Origin of the sequence: Reinekea forsetii, assembly GCF_002795845.1 — a bacterium.
Lineage (GTDB): Bacteria > Pseudomonadota > Gammaproteobacteria > Pseudomonadales > Natronospirillaceae > Reinekea > Reinekea forsetii.
Genome location: NZ_CP011797.1, coordinates 2,306,271 through 2,323,284, shown reverse-complemented (window position 1 = coordinate 2,323,284; position 17,014 = coordinate 2,306,271). Strand labels below are relative to the sequence as shown.

Here is a 17,014-nt window from a genome sequence, read left to right as displayed (position 1 = left end):
CGTTATATGAAAAAGGAACAACGGGAACATCATCTGGTGCGGCTACCCTATATGCTGCTATTTTGGCTATTTTTACGCATGAGTCTAATGGTAACGGGCCTAATCAGCCTTATTCAATGGATCGTGCTCTGGTTTCAGGATGAGCCGATCGCCTCATTGGTGGCCTTCGCCAAACCTCTGAGCATCTTCCAGTCCCAGATTCTGGCCTATCTAACCTTCGCCAGTGATGACAAGGTTTATCCCTTCACCGACTGGCCCCGAGCCGACGACCAATAGTGCGGCTCTATCTAATGCGCCACGGTGAGGCGGAGCCTTATCGATTCGACGACGCTTCCCGGGCCCTGACGGTTACCGGCAAGGCCGCGGTGGCAAGTAAGTGTCGTTACTTGCCGGTGATTGATCTGCTCATCGTCAGCCCCTATCTACGAGCCTTACAAACCGCCGATACCCTGGTCGCCGAGGGTCTGGCCTTGCAGCGCCGCAGCGTCGACGACCAGCTATTACCCGACAGCGACCTCGATCCGATTCTGCTGTCGCTGATCGATCCGCGTTTGGAGACCCAGTTGATCATCGCGCACAATCCCCTGTTAACCCGATTGCTGCGCCACCTGTGCGGCGCCGACGCACGCGGTATTAATATGGATACCGCGGACCTTGCCTGCCTATTGGCCGACGAATTTCTCCCCGGCTTTGTGCAGCTTGAATGGATTCGCTAACGCACGCGCCGATTCACTTCGCCCACGCCAATGGTTTCCCCTCGGCCAGTTATCAGCTGTTGCTGCAGCAGTTGGGTGAGCGCCATCCGATCTATCAGATACCGCTTTTGGGTCACGACCCGAAATACCCGGTTGGCAATAACTGGAGTCAGCTCACGCACCAGCTGATTCACAGTATTGAAAGCCAAACTCAGCAGCCGGTAATCGGCATCGGTCATTCCTTGGGCGGCGCGCTTACCCTGTTGGCCGCCCTGCAACGACCTGAGCTGTTTCGGGCGGTGATCCTGCTCGATGTGCCGACCTTCAATCGCTTTGAATCCTTACTGATCCAGACGGCTAAGCTCACCGGCCTGATCAATCGCCTGTCGCCGGCCCATAAGACCAAGACCCGGCGTATCGAATGGGCCTCCATGGCCGAGGCGCGCGACTATTTTCGCAGCCGAGCCCTGTTCAGCGGCTTTCACCCACAGTGCCTAGAAGACTATTTGGCCTGTGCCTTGGCGGAAAATGAACAGGGGTCGGTCGATCTGACCTATCAATTGGCCGTTGAGCTGGCGGTGTATCGTACGCTGCCGCACGGCATGGTGCTCAAGCCGGGCATGTTAGCGGTTCCGGCGGGCGTTTTGGTCGGCCGGCAGAGCGACACGGTGCGCAAGCATCAATATCTGCGTATGAAGGATTATTTGGGCTTTACCAGCCTGCGTATGCCCGGCAGTCATATGTTCCCGCTCGAACATCCACTGGCAACGGCGGCCAATATCGGCACGCTGCTGCAACGCATGGCGGGCAGCCGATGACGCCCTTTAGTCTGCTCGATGGCGCCGTCCAAGGCGTCCGTTGGGGGCAGGGCCGCAAGGTCCTGGCATTGCACGGCCTGCTCGACAATGCGATGTCCTTTAGCGCCTTGGCGGAGCACCTGCCGGGCATCGAACTGTGGGCCATCGATCTGCCCGGACACGGCGAATCAGCCGATTTACCGGTTGCCGACGGACAGTTTGTCTTGTCCTGGTTGCCCAGGTTAGGGCAGGTGATCGATGCCTTGGACTGGCCGGAGACGATTATTCTCGGCCATTCCCTCGGTGCCATGCTGGGCCAGCTGTTAGCGGCGGTCGATCCCAGAATCAAGCTGCTGTTGTGCCTCGACGGTCTCGGGCCGGCCGCCTCAGCGCTGGCGGACAATTTTCAGCGCTTCGAACAACTCTATCAACAGCGCGGTCGGCTAATACCGACCCGCTACTATTCAAGCTTTGAACAGATTGTCCAATCGCGTCAGCGCGGCCAGTTTCCACTCTCACCCCAGGCGGCACAGCGACTGGCACAGCGAGCGATCGGCCAGAGCCCGGCCGGCTGGTATCATCGCTATGATCGGCGCCTGCGCCAAGCCAGTCTGTGGCGCTTATCGGAAGCTGAGATTCTCTACTGGCTGGCGCAAATCACCATCCCGGTTGAGCTACTGGTCTTTGCGATCGACACCTGGCCGGACCATCCTGCCCTGTTCAGCGACCGTCAGGCCGCCGTAGCGCAGTTATCGACCACCCTGATGCGCGGCTCACACCACCTGCATATGGAACACCCGGAACCGGTCGCACACTGGCTTTTGGCGCGATTACTTTAGAATTTCGGCTCGGGTCGTTATACTAGCGTCTTTTCCTGAAACCGACTGCAATATGACCCAAAATTCGTTATACGACTGGCCCGCCTTTACGGAATTGGCCCGTTTCACCACGCTGGCCGATTGGGTCCGTTTTTGTGCCAGCCAGATGGAGCGTGCCGAGTGCTTTTATGGCCACGGCTTCAGTCAACCTTGGCAGGAGGCCCGTCATCTGGTGGTGCGTGGTCTGCAGCTGGACTGGCACGTACCCGACAGCGCCTTGGCGGCCGTCCTACTAGAGACTGAGCGCGCGCTACTGTATCGCCTGATCGAGGACCGCTGCGTCAACAAGATTCCAACCGCCTATCTGCTCGAAGAGGCTTGGTTCTTTAATGAACCCTTTCGCGTCGATAATACGGTGCTGATCCCGCGCTCACCGATCGGCGAACTGATTAGCAACCGCTTTGCACCCTGGTTGACGAGCGAGCCGACGCACCTATTGGATCTGTGTACCGGCAGCGGATGCCTGGGCATTGCCATGGCGCGCACCTTTCCGGGCGCCCACGTCGATGTCAGCGATCTCAGCCCGGACGCGCTCAATATCGCCATTGAAAATATTGGCCTAAAAGATCTCGACTACCAGATCGATGCCTATGAAGGCGACCTGTTCGATGCCTTGCCGACGCGCCGCTACGACCTGATCATCAGCAATCCGCCCTATGTCGATGCCGAGGATATCGACCAGATGCCGGCCGAGTTCTTGCATGAACCTAGAATGGGCCTGGCCGCCGGTGACGACGGTCTGGATTTGGTGCGCAAAATTTTGGCCCAAGCGCCGGACTATCTCACCGCCGACGGCTGGTTAATCTGCGAAGTGGGTAACAGTGCCGCGGCACTGATTGCCGCCTTCCCCGAGGTCGCCTTTGAATGGCCCGACTTCAGTCAGGGTGGTCATGGTGTGCTGGTTGTTGCCAGCGCTGAGTTACAAAAAAACGCGGCCCGCTTTCGCTAGCGGGCCGTTTCGAGCGACCTTGCCAACGGCCTCTGTTGAGGCTTCGGCAGTGTCGCTGAACCGATCAACGATAAGAGTTTAATTATCCTATGTCTGGAAATACCTACGGTCGGCTCTTTACCCTGACCACCTTTGGCGAAAGCCATGGCGAAGCCCTCGGCGCCATCATCGACGGTTGTCCACCCGGCCTGACGCTCAGCGCAGCCGATTTGCAGCTGGATCTGGACCGCCGCAAGCCCGGCACCAGCAAGCACACCACTCAGCGCCGCGAAGCCGACGAGGTAAAGATCCTCTCTGGCCTATTCGAGGGTAAGACCACCGGCACCCCCATTGGCCTGTTGATCGAAAACACCGATCAGCGCAGTAAGGACTATGCCAATATTGCCGATACCTATCGGCCCTCGCACGCCGACTACGGCTATGACCAGAAATACGGTTTCCGAGATTATCGGGGCGGTGGGCGCAGTTCGGCGCGGGAAACCGCGATGCGGGTCGCAGCCGGAGCCATTGCCAAAAAATACCTCTACGAACAGTTTGGTGTCACCATTCAGGGCTACTTGAGCCAGTTGGGACCGATCAAATTGGCCTATAAAGACCCGTCGGCGATCCCAACCAATGTGTTTTTCTGTGCCGATGTCGACAAGTTAGACGAACTCGATGCTTACATGACGGAACTGCGGCGCCAGCAAGATTCAGTTGGCGCCGCGGTATCGGTCGTCGCCACGGGCATGGTGCCCGGTTGGGGCGAACCGATCTTCGACCGACTCGATGCGGAAATCGCTCATGCCATGATGAGCATCAATGCCGTCAAGGGTGTCGAGATAGGCGACGGCTTTGCCGTAGTCAGCCAGAAGGGTACCGAGCATCGGGATGAGATGAGCGTTGAAGGCTTCCTCTCTAACCACTCCGGCGGCGTACTCGGGGGTATCAGCACCGGTCAGGATCTATTGGTGACGATCGCGCTTAAGCCGACCTCGTCGATAACCACCCCCGGGCGCAGTATCAATCGCCAGGGTGAAAACATTGAGGTAGTTACCAAGGGTCGACACGACCCCTGTGTCGGCATTCGTGCCGTGCCGATCGCCGAGGCGATGTTGGCCTTGGTGCTGATGGATCATTGTTTACGGCACCGGGCGCAAAATGCCGGCGTGCAACCGCCGCTGCCGCCGATACCCGGACGCGTGGCCGACTAGGCCCACGCCGATACCCGGCCCTCAAGAGGCTTGGGCGTTCAGGCAGGTCTTGTCGGTTCGGCTCTGTCAGGCCGGGTTGCGGCTATAGAGTCGTATTGAGCCGAGCCAAGGCGTGCTGGCCACCAAGGCCCGGGCAGACGGTGCCAAGTGCCCGAGTTCAAGCCCCTGGGCAAAGAGCAATTCCACCTCGACCTGATTGTCCGTGTAATGCAGATATACCCGCTCAAAGCCGCTAATGCCAACCCGCTCCAATTCACTTAACAAGGCCTGGCGTTTGGGGTCGAGTTTGGTTTTCTTATCTGGGAAATCCGATTCAAAATCGATATGCAGGGTGACATCGGTGATCTCCGGATGCGCCTGTTTCAGCAATCGCATAGCAAAGTCATTGATTTGGTGGGCCTCCGACACCGATAGGGTGGGGGCCACCTGAATATGGGCATCGATCAACACATCGGTACCCATCAGGCGGCTGCGCAGCATATGGACATCGATAATATCGGTCACCGTGCCCAGGGTAGCTCGATAAGTCGTTTGTTGATCGACGGACACACCGCGGTCGATCAGATCTTGCATCGCATTCCAGGCCAGCTTAAAGCCCATATGGCCAATCAGCAGCGCCACCGCCAAGGCGGCTAAATATTCCACCAACGGCCAGCCGGCCAGCGAACAGCCAATGCCAATCAAGACGGCGACCGAAGACAGGCTGTCGGAGCGAGAATGCCAGGCATTGGCCTCCAGTAAAGCGGATCGGGTGAGCTTGGCGTACTTCAGGGTATAGTGGAACAGCGCTTCTTTGCTGATGATAGACACAGCCACCGCAATTAAGGCGATCCAATGTGGGGTCACCACCGTCCCGCGCCAGAGCGCGAGCAGGTTTTCGAGGCCGATGGCAACGGCCACCAGAATCAACACCATCCCCAAGATCACTGTACCCAGGGTTTCATAACGGGCATGGCCATAGGGGTGTTCCGCATCCGGACCGTGTTGTGCCAGCTTGCCGAGGATGAGGGCTAGGATGTCGGTGGCCAGATCACTCAGGCTGTGCAAGCCATCGGCGATCAGGCCGGGCGAGGCGACCAAGAAACCGATACTGAGTTTGACTAGGGAGAGCACTGAATCGACCAGCGTGCAGACCCAGTTTACCCGGCCAATGGTCTTGAAACGTTGTTCGCGGCTTAGCTCAGTCATGGTGTTGTCGGATCTCATAGCGGTGGTTAGCGGGCTATTCTAACATCTCAAAGCGCGCGATGGTGCCAAACCCGCGCGCCTATTCCGGAACGTTGAGGTACTGGTTGTAAATGGCCGCCTGCGTGCGGTTAAAAATATTTAGTTTGCGAAATATCTCCGAGACATGGGTCTTGACGGTGGTCTCTTTAATATCGAGTTCATACGCGATCTGTTTGTTGAGCAGGCCGCGACTGATCAGACTGAGCACATGTTGCTGCTTGGGGGTCAGCGAAGCCAGCTTCTTCATAGCATCGATATCGTCATCTATATCCTGTGGGTCTTCAACACCTTCTAGAGAGAAATACCGTTCGCCCTTCAGTAGGCTGTTCAGGGCCGCAACCAGCGAGTCCAGCTCCATCGATTTAATCAGATACCCAACCGCCCCGGCCGACTTCACCTTACGCATGGTTTGGCTGGACTCATTAGCGGTCACCACGGCAATAGCGATCTCCGGATGCCGGGCGCGTAATTCGATCAACCCCATTAGACCAACGCAGTCGGGCATCTTTAAATCGAGTAAGATCAGATCGGTATCACCCGCTTCCGCCGCGATCAGGGTGTCGGCCAAGGATTGCACCTGTTGTATCTGGATCTTATGATCGGTTTGGGACAGGGCTTCGGACAAGGCCTGACGGAACAGCGGATGGTCATCGGCCACCAGAATATTGATTTGATCGGCAAAAGGATATGGGGTCATCTGTAGGTCCGGTGCAAGGGTGCAACAATGAAGGCCGACGCGGGTTCTAGAAGGGCTAGAGTGGCGTCAGGCTGCTAAACGAGTGTTAATGTTTTAACAAAAATACCGGACGAAAGGAAGGCTGTTGTAGCCAAGTGAGCGGCGGACGGCGTGCTTGGGCCATCATCCTTTAGCAGGATGTTGGCCTGGGTTGTCAGGGCGTGGCCGAGTCTGATCTCAAACGACCGTGCTGGTAAGCAGCCGCGTCGCAGTGGCTAAAAGTTGCCGCCGGTGACCTGCTCATTGCCGCATCCCTAAACCTGCGCCACCCAACCTTCCATCGTGCGGCTGGTTTGTTTGCCGGGCGCAGCGTAGGTATCGGACTGGCGTCCTAAACTGCTGACCATGGCCTGTTTGATTTGATTGCGGCGCAGCAACTCTTTGAGGATGGCCTCATTGGTTTTATTCAACGCTTGATTTTTAATCAGCGTGTTCTTGAGTGCGGTCCAATGATCGAGAACAGTCTCAGCCTCAGCGATGCCAAGCCGATACAGGTAGGCGCGCAACGCTCCATAGGTGGGTTCTATTTCCGATGCCGTGCAAAATTGAAGAATTGAACTCTGCAGGCCAGCCAACTGCTTAATGAGCAGTTCTTTTTGCGGCAACAGTAGATTTACGTCCTCGCGCAGGGTCGAGGTGAGGTGTTTGCGTTCATCCATAAGCAACACCCCGAACTCTTGAGCGGTGGCATTGGTTGCGCTAAGCGTTTCTTGAAACTGAATGAGTTGTCGAGCTGCCATAATCATTGCCTTCTGTCCGGACTGCTCGGGGCAATCCGTCGGCAATGGGCAGGTTGCTAGAGTCCTGCCTCAAAGCGACTGAATGCGGCCGCGAGCTTGTCATAATCGATCTTGTACTCACCATTGGTAATCGCGCTGCGAATGCGATCAATCTTTGCCTGATCGGTATCAGGCATCTGATGGACCTTGCTGACGACAGCCTCGAGCACACGACCACGATCGGAGAGTTCAACCACGTCTTCTCTTGAAGCATGATTCGTGCCATTGCCGCTTTTTGCGACTGTGGCTTGCTCTGCAGCATCATTCTTCTGTGGCTTGTTGGTCCCCAACGCATTCGTTGAAGGTCCGTTAACATTGATAGGCATTGCATTGTCCTCTGGACTTATACTCGTATGAACTAGTTAACGGCGGCAGTATTAAAAACTTTAGCCTTATTTTGAATTCTTTTTAGTTATTGGGCTAATGACCCTATTGGCCTTGGCCAGTCTGTAGCTGAATATCGGCTTTCCGCGTCGAGACCACGCCCTTGGCAATCACCCAGGCCCGGACCGTGGTCTGGGAATTTAGGTTCTTCAGCGGAATTTGATCCCCCAAGGCACCGTCTTTAAGCGCCTTGCCGGTTGTCGTGACCACCAGGCCGCCGCTGCCTGAGCGAATTGTGACCCAATCGCCTCGGGCGACCAAGGCTGGCGCCTTGACGATGTAAGGTGTAATGACTTGGCCGGCTTGAAGAGTGCGCTGAAGCAGATAGCCCTGCAAGCCCTCTACGTTATCGAAATAGCCCAGTCGCAGGGGCCCAATGTCCATCCGGCGCAGGGTCAATTGACTGCGGTCCAATGGTTTGTTGCGCGACAGCGGTGCGGCGCTGATGACCACCTCTTTAAACACCTGAATGCCGACAGACAGATAGAGCTGCCAGCGCGGGTCCGCACAGGCCGTTTTAACCGTGTTCTGACCCGCCTTCGGATAGCCACGCCATTCAAACTCCAATGCGCCGACACAGGCTGATGTCAGCAGGCTATTGGCGGGGAATTGCACGTCGATATTAATATCGTCGCGCGCAAAATTACTCAAACTGCTGTGTACGGTGGTATCAACATAGGCCTGGATCGTCTCGATGTTACTAGCCTGAACCGGCATGCTTAGCGCCAGCGCGACCGCCAGTCCAGAGGACCAACAGAGCAGGCCAGCTCGGGCGCGCTGGGTCCAATTTGTCGCGAGTCGATAAAATCGCCGTGCCAGGGGGTTGTTGCGCCCCAATAGCCGTCTATGCTTATTTTTCATTAAGAGTCAGTTTGCTGGCGTATGACCAGGTCAATGCAATTGTCATGCCTAGCGGCAGGGAGTTCTCTATGGCAGGCGTCATGGAAAGCGTCAATCAGCGTACCCAGCTGGTGGGCCAGAATCGGTTAGAGTTGCTGCTGTTTCGCCTCGACGGTGAGCAGACCTACGGCATTAATGTTTTCAAGGTCAAGGAGGTGCTGCAGTGCCCTGTCTTAACCAGCATCCCTGGCAGCAGCCCGGTGGTCTGTGGGGTAGCGCATATTCGGGGCGGCACCATTCCTATTTTAGACTTGAGTCTGGCGACGGGTAATGCGGCGATCAAAAATCGCCAAAATCGTTTTGTGATCATCACCGAATATAATATTCGCGTGCAAGGCTTCTTGGTGCACGGTGTCGAGCGCATCGTAAATATGAATTGGGAAGATATACAGCCGCCGCCTAAGGGCACCGGCCATGGTCATTTTTTGACGGCGGTGACGCAGTATCAAGGGCAATTAGTTGAAATTATCGATGTTGAAAAGATATTGGCCGAGGTGTCACCGGTACCGGAGGATGTTTCTCAAGAGTTAATTAGTCAGGGTATGGCACTGCGTGCGCCGGAACTGGAAATTATGATCGTCGATGATTCGAAAATCGCCCGCAATCAAATCGTCAAAACGCTGCAGCGCATCGGCTTTAAGGTCGTGCAATTTAATGATGGCAGGCAAGCCTATGAGCATTTGGTGGCGTTGGTTGCCGACGGTATTCATCCCGCCGATCAATACCCGATACTGGTCTCCGATATCGAAATGCCCGAGATGGATGGCTATACCCTGACCGCCGAGATTCGCGCCAATCCGCATCTTAAAGATCTGTTTGTGGTCTTGCACACCTCATTGAGCGGTGTGTTTAACAAGGCCATGGTCAGTAAGGTCGGCGCCAACGACTTCTTAGCGAAATTTCAGCCCGATATGCTCGGTCAGTTGGTGCTCGCGCGGATAACCGGGTTGGGGTTGAAATTGCCGCCCACGGAGGGCGACGTCTGATCCATATGCGGGCACCAGATTCGCTCTTGGCTTGAACGGTTACACACTAAAGGGTTGGTTTTGCATGACAGACATGACCTCAGGTTATGATGAATTCTGTAGGTTTTTAGAACAGCACAGCGGTATTTTCTTGGGTGCCAGTAAGCAATATCTGGTAGCCAGTCGGCTGCGGCGCTTGATGGCCGAGCAAGGTTTGACGAGCCTGAATGAGCTGACCAACAGGCTGCAGCTGATCACCCAGGTCAGGTTAAAAGCCCAGGTCATCGATGCCATGACCACCAACGAGACCCTCTGGTTTCGGGACGATCATCCGTTTCAGGTGCTCGAGCAAAAGTTGCTCCCGGAGTTCACCGACCGACTGGCGTCAAGGCGTTTGCGGGTCTGGTCTGCGGCCTGCTCGACCGGCCAAGAGCCGTATTCAATCGCGATGATCCTGAGCGAATACCGGCAACAGAATCGATTTTTCAGCGCCGGAGCGGACATCCTTGCGACCGATATTTCGCCAACCGCCCTGGCGCAAGCCCGATCAGGCGAGTACAGCACGCTGGCCATCGGTCGCGGTCTGGATCCGGTCAAGCTAAAGAAGCACTTCACCGAGCTCGGCAGTGGGCGCTTTAAGATAGACCCGATCATTGCCGCCGATATAAATTTTCGTGCCTTAAATTTGCAAGACAGCTACGCACTCCTAGGCCGTTTCGATCTGGTGTTTTGCCGCAACGTGCTGATCTATTTCAGCGCCGATTTTAAGCGCGACATTCTCACTCGAATCCACGCCACCCTTAACCCCGGTGGATACCTTCTGGTGGGGGCCTCTGAGTCGGTCCATGGCCTGTCCGACCTATACGAAATGGTGCATTGCCGGCCCGGCATCCTGTACAAGAAAATTTAGCCTCCGGGATCAATTCTGGGTCGTTTAGCGCCAAGCCGGCACCTCCTTGCCGCTTTGCTCGGCGCCTTGCCAGGCAAAACCAGAATTTCGACCTAAGTCATTGATAATAAACAGAATATTAAGTTGGCACTGCTATTGCTATATCTCTATTAAGAATCAGAAAGCGGCAATAGGGGAAAACAGATGTCAGCACTAGGCTTTGCAAATTCATTGGGTATTCACGATAACGCCTTGCTAGTGCGTTCGGAACGGTCCTCTATTTTGGCCAATAACTTGGCCAATGCCGATACCCCGGGCTTCAAGGCGCGGGACATAGACTTTAAGGCGATACTGGGCGGTGAAGCTCAGCGCCAGAGCAGTATGGCAATTACTCGGACCAGTAACCATCATATGGCAGGCCGGCATGCTGATAGCTGGGAGAGCCTCTATCGCAGCCCGCTGCAGCCCTCCATAGACGGCAACACGGTCGATGAAAACATCGAAAACACCGAATTCACCACCAATGCCATGGCCTATAACGCCAGCTTTGAGTTCTTGAACGGTAAGTTCAAAGGCTTAACCGGCGCACTGCGAGGAGATTAATAATGAGTCTAGGTAATATATTCGATATATCCGGCTCGGGCATGAATGCCCAGTCCATTCGCCTGAATACCACGGCGAGTAACCTGGCTAACGCCCAGAGCGTTAGTTCCAGTCTAGAAGAAACCTATCGCGCGCGTAAGCCGGTGTTTCAGAGTGTCCAGGCGCAACTGATGGATCGCAGTCGGATGCCCGGAAGCCTGATGCAGGGCAGTCATAACAACACGCTCGGTAATGGTGTAAAGGTGGCGGGTATCGTCGAAAAAGACGGGCCCTTAGAAGTGCGTTACGAACCCACTCATCCGTTCGCCGACGCAGATGGCTACGTCTATTATCCGAATGTCAGTGTGGTCGAAGAGATGGCCGATATGATGAGTGCATCGCGTAGCTTTACCGTGAACGTCGAGGTCTTTAATACGGCCAAGACGATGATGCAAAAAACCTTAACCATGGGTAAGTAGAGGCAGAGATATGGCTGATATAACCGGCGTAAATAATGCTCTGAGTCAATATGACATCACTGCCAAAAACCCAACGAGCGCCAAAACGAATGAATTGGGTAAAACCGAATTCTTAGAATTGATGATTGCCCAGTTGAACAATCAAAATCCGCTCGAGCCCCAGGACGACGCGGCCTTTATTGCCGAGCTGGCCCAGTTTTCCACGGTCGAGGGCATTCAAAGCATGAGTGACGGCTTTGGCGACCTGGCCGCATCCTATAAATCGTCTCAAGCTCTGCAAGCCAGTTCATTGGTGGGCGGCGCGGTCACGGTCAGCGGCAACGATGGCAGTGACCTGCGCATTGGTGAATTGGTCTTTGGTATTACCGAGCTTGAAGCCGGCACCGAAGGCCTGCATCTGCAGATTGAAGATCAATTCGGTCAGATCGTCGAAGACGTTGAATTGGGCTATCAGCCCAGTGGCCCGATGAACTTTAAGTGGGACGGCGCCAACCTGGAAGTGAATGGCGAGTTGGCCGACATCGACTACAGCAAATTCGGTGTCGATGAAAGCGGCAATATTATTCCGCACAACGAGGGTGAGTATACCTTCAGAGTTTTAGGCGATCTGTCCGGTCTGCAGCAGAGCTTCGAAACCAATATTTCGCGCCGGGTCGAGTCTGTGACCATCCTGGCCAGTAACGATATTCAATTAAATCTGGCTGGCGGCGGCACCGCATCGCTCGATCAGATTAAACAAATAAACGCCGTCTACTGAGCATCGCTCTAAACGCTCAACGGCAACAGCATGGCAGGTTATTCCCATTGCACCGGGGAATCCTCACCCCGTTCACCGGGGCCAGCATAGACAGAGGTACCGAACGATGAGTTTCAGCTCAGGATTAAGCGGCGTCGCCGCCGCCAACAAAGACTTGGCCATTACCGGCAACAACATCGCGAATGCCAGCACCACCGGCTTTAAAGGCAGTCGCGCTGAGTTCGGTGATGCCTATACCAGCTCGTTTATTGGTATGGGTCAGGACCAGGTTGGATCCGGCGTGAACGTCAGCAATGTGGGTCAGAAATTTGATCAGGGTACCCTGACACAGACCAAGTCGGTGCTCGATTTGGCCATCGATGGCAATGGCTTTTTTGTCACCAAAGCGCCTAATGGCGACACCGGGTATACCCGATCGGGTATCTTCGGGGTCGACAAGGATGGGTATGTGGTCAACAATCAGGGCTCAGTCCTGCAAGGTTTTGGTGCCGATAAGAATGTCATCGTCGGCGGTATTTTAACCGATTTGCGCATTGATGCCGGTCACCAAGCTCCACGTGGCACCCACGCCATCGATGCCCAGATTAATGTCCCAGCCGGTGCTGTTGTTTTGCAGTCGTCTGGTCTTACTACACGCACCAACGGTCTCGCCGTTGGGGTGGCCCAGGTTGGGTCGGCCGTAAATGAAGTGACCACCCTGGAGGCTATTGGTTTTCCGACCACTGCGGGCACCCCCAGTCAGATCCTAGGCGGGCCCATTGGCTTTTCAGGTGTTGCAGCCGGCACTGGGATGACATTCCCTTGGCAGCCGACGGCTGTCGAGGCCGCCTACAGCTTAGACGTCAGCATTCAAGGGCTCAATATCAATGCCGGTACAGCGGCTTTAGTAGTCAATATTAAGCCCTTTTCGGATGCTATCGTTTATGACGATGTGAACGAATTGGTTGATTCCATCAATGCCACGATCGAGGGCGACTCGGAGCTGGCTGGTAAGATTCAGGCTGTTGTCCAGCCCAGTGGCGGCATTCGTTTTGAGGCCAAAGGTACCTATGCCACCGATGGCTCAAATATTTTATCGATTAGCGACAATGTTGGCGGTCTATTATCTAGCCGTGAATATCTGAATTTCGGCCAAACCAGTATCAGTTTTATTGGCAATGCCACCCCAGGACTTAGTATCGTTAATACCGACACCCCGACCCAGCTGACCAGCAGCCGAGATGTTTTGGCTATCGACTCGACTGTCCCAGGTTTCTTGGACGGCGCGGCGGGGATTGATTTGGATATGGTCTTTAATTTAACCGTAGAGGGCCAGGCTGGTCTCAATAACGTCACCGTGCGTGTACCCTCGACTACTAATACCGTGCCCGATGCGCAAGATGGCTGGGCCAGTATCGCCGATTTTGTGGCCGATCTGAATGCAGCTATCGGGGCACCCGGCGGTGTCAGTGGCGGCTTAGGCTTTCAATATGATGCCGCCATCGATCGGCTCAGCTTTACTGCCGATGGCGCTCGCGGTCCAAACCGGACAACGATCACCACAGTGGCGGGTCTCAATAGCAGCTCAGTATCGCTTGATGATTTGGGTTTTACCGCTAAGTCAGTACTCAGCCCTAATGTAGCCTTAGGCCAAGTTCGTAATGACAGTCTTCAGGTCGTGCTCAATGGTGTGGCGACGAACGTCACGTTGGCCTCGCCGGCGACCTATCCGGACGCCAGTGCGTTAGCATCCGCGGTTAATACCGGTCTGCAGACGGCCGGATTAGATACCCAGGTACATGCCTTTGCATCAGAGGGTATGCTGAACTTTGCGCGCATCGATGCCCAAGTTGCCGGTGACACGCTCGAAGTCAACGCCCTAGCCGGCCCCGGTGGCGTTGTATCGGCTGGCGCAGAACAGTATCTGGGACTCGATAGCGGAGCGCAAATAGACGACCCTATTGAGGTTACCGCTATCGCGGGCACCAATCTGTTTGCCAATAATGGCTCGCTCGATTTAACCAGCTATGCCGGCCAAGCCACCACAATTCAAGGCAATAACACTACCGAACTAACCTTCGCAGACCTGGTGCCGGGCGATACGACCGTGTTGAGCACTGCTATAGCGCTGCCTCTGGGCAATATAGCGACCGGTGAGGCCGTTGGTGCCGTGATGGCTTTTAGCATGACCATCGGCGCTGTAACCGACACCGTGAGCCTGGCGATCCCAGCCGGCGGCTGGACGGGCGCGACAGCCACAGATGACTTTTTAACCGATCTAGAAAGCGCTATCAATACGGCGCCGAATTTTCAAGCGGGTATCGGTACCGCTGCCGTCGCGGTCAGTCGGGACGCAGCCACGGGTTTTATTAGCATCGTTTCAGACGATGCTGGCATTGGCCCGGTTGAAATTAATATAGTCGACCAAACGGCGGCGGCGGCCGTCCCCTCTACGGTTACGCCAACAACTCTGGGCTTGGCGTCTGTGTCTTCTCCTGTGCCGACCCGGATCTTGGGGGCCGCAGATGTTGCCGCCACCAATATCTTGGAGATTACCGTGGATGGCGGGGTGAGCCAATTTCTGACTATTCCTGAAAATACCTACGCCTCCAGTACCGAGCTGGTCGCAACAATTAACGACCTAATTAACGCCAATCCAACGTTGTTTGGCCAGATCCAAGCATCGCAGATAAATGATCGTTTGGTTTTTGAGCGGACCGAAATTGCGGCCTATCCTATAGATATTGCCATCACCGGCAGTACGGATGCTTTGGCCACCTTCGGCCTGACCAGTAGCACCAAGATATCCGGTGAAGAACCGATTGATCGTACTAACTCGTTTCGAGTTAATTTAACAGTACCCTTGCCCGATGCCGACAACCGGTCGGGTTCTGTTGATGTTAGTCTGACGGAAAAAATTTATTCGATGAGCCAGTTAGCCGCGTCGATTAATCGGGAGTTAGCCGCAGTACCTGAGGCCGATTATATCGGTGTCAGTGCTGTTGTTGGTCGCGATGCAGACGATAACGAAGTCCTGCAGTTTGTCGCCAGCGTATCAGGCGAAGCCTCACAGGTTTCCATCTCGAATATCCAAGCCTCGGGTGGCGATCTGGATGTTAACGCGATCCATGCCCTACTACAGTCGGACGAATTTCAATCGGATCTGCTAACCATAGGCGAGCAAGGCAACACCAACGGTTACCCGGAACAGGCGGTCCTGCTCTACGATTCGAAAAACGACATTCGCACCAATCTGACCATCCCAGAAAGCAGTCAGGCGTCTGAAATCGCGGCGCAACTGTCTGCCCTGGACGGGGTGACGGCCACGGCGGAAACCGAAGTCCGCTTACTAGCGGCCGACTATGTCAATGGCGGGGGCATGGAATTCTTTGTTAACGGACAGATTATAGTTGCCGATGACCTTCAGGGCATCGTCGACGAAATTAATTCCTACTCCGGTACCTTGCTCAACAATATCGACGCCAGCCTGGACCCTGTTACCGGCGATGCGGTCATTATGTCCAGCATTGGTATCGATATATCCATCGCGATCGAGTCACTCACTTCGACCGATGGTGTCACCATTCAAGGCGCTAGTGGCACGCCGCCCCTTACGTTGGGGCGGGTGGTCGATGGTGACACCAATGCCCGAGTGGGTGGCTCTGTTGATATTATCCTAAATGAAGGCTTTACTCTGTCCGAGCCGGTTCCTCGGGTCGCGGGTCTATTTGGCGGTCTTACGTCGTCCAGTTTTAGCGATATCGTCATCAACGCTTTCGATCCGGATGATTCGAACACCTACAATGATACCGGCTCGTTAACCGCTTATGACTCACTCGGTAACCAGCATCAGGTACAGCTCTATTATGTCAAGGATCAGGGAGATCCAGAGCAACCGTTGGCGCTGAACAGTTGGACCGTCTACGCCCAGATTGATGGTGAAAACGTCGGCGACCCCGATCCGGCCTTACCCTTTCCGGAAAACAGTGTGCCTACCTTTGCCAGTTTTACGTTGAACTTCAACGCCGATGGTACGCTGAACGAGGGCAGTGCTGGTGATTTCCTAATCTCCAACTGGGATCCGATCGACGACGCAGGCATGTCTAATGGCGCCTATTCGTCACTGAATGTTGCCGAGGGTGGTATTCAACCCATACCCGATCCTAATCTGAACTCCAACTTCACCATCTCCTTTGGTGGCACGACCCAATACGGTGGCCCTTTTGCGCGCTATAACTTTCAACAGGATGGTTACAGCAGTGGCCGATTGAAGGATCTTGAAATTGACACCGATGGCACCGTATACGCCCGTTACACCAACGGCGAGTCGGAAGCCTTGGGTCAGGTCGCGCTGGCATCGTTCGCCAATATGGAAGGACTGACCGCGGTCGGGCAGACCACCTGGCAGGAAAGTTTCGAGTCTGGCGGCCCGACCATTGGGGTGGCCGGTACCGGATTATTGGGTACGGTTCAATCGGCGACCTTGGAGGACTCCACCGTGGACCTTTCGCAGCAGTTGGTGCATCTGATTATCGCCCAGCGTAACTATCAGGCCAGCGCCAAGACCATTGAGACGACTAACGCCGTCACTCAAACCATCATCAACCTCAGGTAAGCTCGGCTCACCGCCTAACGGCGTGTCTTCGCTCGTATTGGGTCCGCCAAGACCCAGCGCGAGCGGCTAACCCGCCAGACCAAAAAGCGGCAACACTGCGTCGATGTCGGTTGCCAACGGGACAGTCCTTGCCTGAATGCCGCCTTGTTTCAGAACCGCAGCGCCTGTATCGCCCCCACCTGCACGGCCCTCTAGGCCGGACTCGTCAGA

Annotated in this window: 17 protein-coding genes; 12 read left to right on the top strand and 5 right to left on the bottom strand. The window is 55.2% G+C overall.

Annotated features, from left to right (window positions below):
• Nucleotides 1–6: 6 nt before the first annotated feature.
• The 6 genes from REIFOR_RS10715 to aroC all read left to right on the top strand — a co-directional run bounded on the left by REIFOR_RS10715 (nucleotide 7) and on the right by aroC (nucleotide 4,512).
• Nucleotides 7–276: a DUF4389 domain-containing protein gene (locus REIFOR_RS10715; protein WP_158524361.1), complete on the top strand. Its 270-nt coding sequence runs from the start codon at nucleotides 7–9 to the stop codon at nucleotides 274–276.
• On the top strand, nucleotides 276–716 hold the full coding sequence (locus REIFOR_RS10710; RefSeq protein ID WP_145980284.1) for a SixA phosphatase family protein: 441 nt from the start codon (nucleotides 276–278) through the stop codon (nucleotides 714–716). The genes REIFOR_RS10715 and REIFOR_RS10710 overlap by 1 nt, the downstream gene beginning before the upstream one ends.
• Nucleotides 704–1,513: an alpha/beta fold hydrolase gene (locus REIFOR_RS10705; protein ID WP_100257553.1), complete on the top strand. Its 810-nt coding sequence runs from the start codon at nucleotides 704–706 to the stop codon at nucleotides 1,511–1,513. Before REIFOR_RS10710 ends, REIFOR_RS10705 begins: the two co-directional genes overlap by 13 nt.
• Nucleotides 1,510–2,331, top strand: a complete 822-nt coding sequence (locus tag REIFOR_RS10700; protein WP_100257552.1) for an alpha/beta fold hydrolase — start codon at nucleotides 1,510–1,512, stop codon at nucleotides 2,329–2,331. Before REIFOR_RS10705 ends, REIFOR_RS10700 begins: the two co-directional genes overlap by 4 nt.
• Before the next feature lie 52 nt (nucleotides 2,332–2,383).
• Nucleotides 2,384–3,319 carry a 50S ribosomal protein L3 N(5)-glutamine methyltransferase gene (prmB, locus tag REIFOR_RS10695; protein WP_100257551.1) on the top strand — a complete coding sequence of 312 codons (936 nt, stop codon included), beginning with the start codon at nucleotides 2,384–2,386 and terminating at the stop codon, nucleotides 3,317–3,319.
• An 89-nt stretch (nucleotides 3,320–3,408) separates the two neighbouring features.
• Entirely contained in the window at nucleotides 3,409–4,512 is a 1,104-nt protein-coding gene (gene aroC / locus REIFOR_RS10690) for a chorismate synthase (protein ID WP_100257550.1), read from the top strand.
• 66 nt (nucleotides 4,513–4,578) lie between these two features.
• Here the strand turns inward: aroC and REIFOR_RS10685 are convergent, their stop codons facing one another.
• From REIFOR_RS10685 to flgA, 5 genes are all read right to left on the bottom strand, one after another.
• The gene (locus tag REIFOR_RS10685) at nucleotides 4,579–5,700 is read right to left on the bottom strand and encodes a cation diffusion facilitator family transporter (RefSeq protein WP_158524360.1); all 1,122 of its coding nucleotides are present in this window, start codon (nucleotides 5,698–5,700) and stop codon (nucleotides 4,579–4,581) included.
• A gap of 79 nt (nucleotides 5,701–5,779) precedes the next feature.
• The gene (locus REIFOR_RS10680; protein WP_100257548.1) at nucleotides 5,780–6,436 is read right to left on the bottom strand and encodes a response regulator; all 657 of its coding nucleotides are present in this window, start codon (nucleotides 6,434–6,436) and stop codon (nucleotides 5,780–5,782) included.
• 293 nt (nucleotides 6,437–6,729) lie between these two features.
• Nucleotides 6,730–7,215 (bottom strand): flagellar export chaperone FlgN, encoded by a 486-nt coding sequence (flgN, locus tag REIFOR_RS10675; protein ID WP_158524359.1) that lies wholly within the window; start codon nucleotides 7,213–7,215, stop codon nucleotides 6,730–6,732.
• A gap of 56 nt (nucleotides 7,216–7,271) precedes the next feature.
• Nucleotides 7,272–7,580, bottom strand: a complete 309-nt coding sequence (flgM, locus tag REIFOR_RS10670) for a flagellar biosynthesis anti-sigma factor FlgM (RefSeq protein ID WP_100257546.1) — start codon at nucleotides 7,578–7,580, stop codon at nucleotides 7,272–7,274.
• Nucleotides 7,581–7,683: 103 nt separating this feature from the next.
• A complete protein-coding gene (gene flgA, locus REIFOR_RS10665) occupies nucleotides 7,684–8,499 on the bottom strand; it encodes a flagellar basal body P-ring formation chaperone FlgA (RefSeq protein WP_100257545.1) in 816 nt (271 codons plus the stop codon).
• A 68-nt stretch (nucleotides 8,500–8,567) separates the two neighbouring features.
• Here flgA and REIFOR_RS10660 point away from each other — a divergent pair, with 68 nt between their 5' ends.
• The 6 genes from REIFOR_RS10660 (at nucleotide 8,568) to REIFOR_RS10635 (ending at nucleotide 16,804) form a co-directional block, all read left to right on the top strand.
• Nucleotides 8,568–9,524, top strand: coding sequence for a chemotaxis protein CheV (locus REIFOR_RS10660; protein WP_100257544.1), 957 nt, complete (start codon nucleotides 8,568–8,570; stop codon nucleotides 9,522–9,524).
• Between the two features lie 64 nt (nucleotides 9,525–9,588).
• On the top strand, nucleotides 9,589–10,413 hold the full coding sequence (locus tag REIFOR_RS10655; RefSeq protein ID WP_100257543.1) for a CheR family methyltransferase: 825 nt from the start codon (nucleotides 9,589–9,591) through the stop codon (nucleotides 10,411–10,413).
• Nucleotides 10,414–10,596: 183 nt separating this feature from the next.
• On the top strand, nucleotides 10,597–10,995 hold the full coding sequence (flgB, locus tag REIFOR_RS10650; protein WP_100257542.1) for a flagellar basal body rod protein FlgB: 399 nt from the start codon (nucleotides 10,597–10,599) through the stop codon (nucleotides 10,993–10,995).
• Nucleotides 10,996–10,997: 2 nt separating this feature from the next.
• Nucleotides 10,998–11,453: a flagellar basal body rod protein FlgC gene (gene flgC / locus REIFOR_RS10645; protein WP_100257541.1), complete on the top strand. Its 456-nt coding sequence runs from the start codon at nucleotides 10,998–11,000 to the stop codon at nucleotides 11,451–11,453.
• 10 nt (nucleotides 11,454–11,463) lie between these two features.
• The gene (locus REIFOR_RS10640; RefSeq protein WP_100257540.1) at nucleotides 11,464–12,210 is read left to right on the top strand and encodes a flagellar hook assembly protein FlgD; all 747 of its coding nucleotides are present in this window, start codon (nucleotides 11,464–11,466) and stop codon (nucleotides 12,208–12,210) included.
• 106 nt (nucleotides 12,211–12,316) lie between these two features.
• Entirely contained in the window at nucleotides 12,317–16,804 is a 4,488-nt protein-coding gene (locus REIFOR_RS10635) for a flagellar hook-basal body complex protein (RefSeq protein ID WP_100257539.1), read from the top strand.
• The last annotated feature ends 210 nt before the right edge of the window (nucleotides 16,805–17,014 follow it).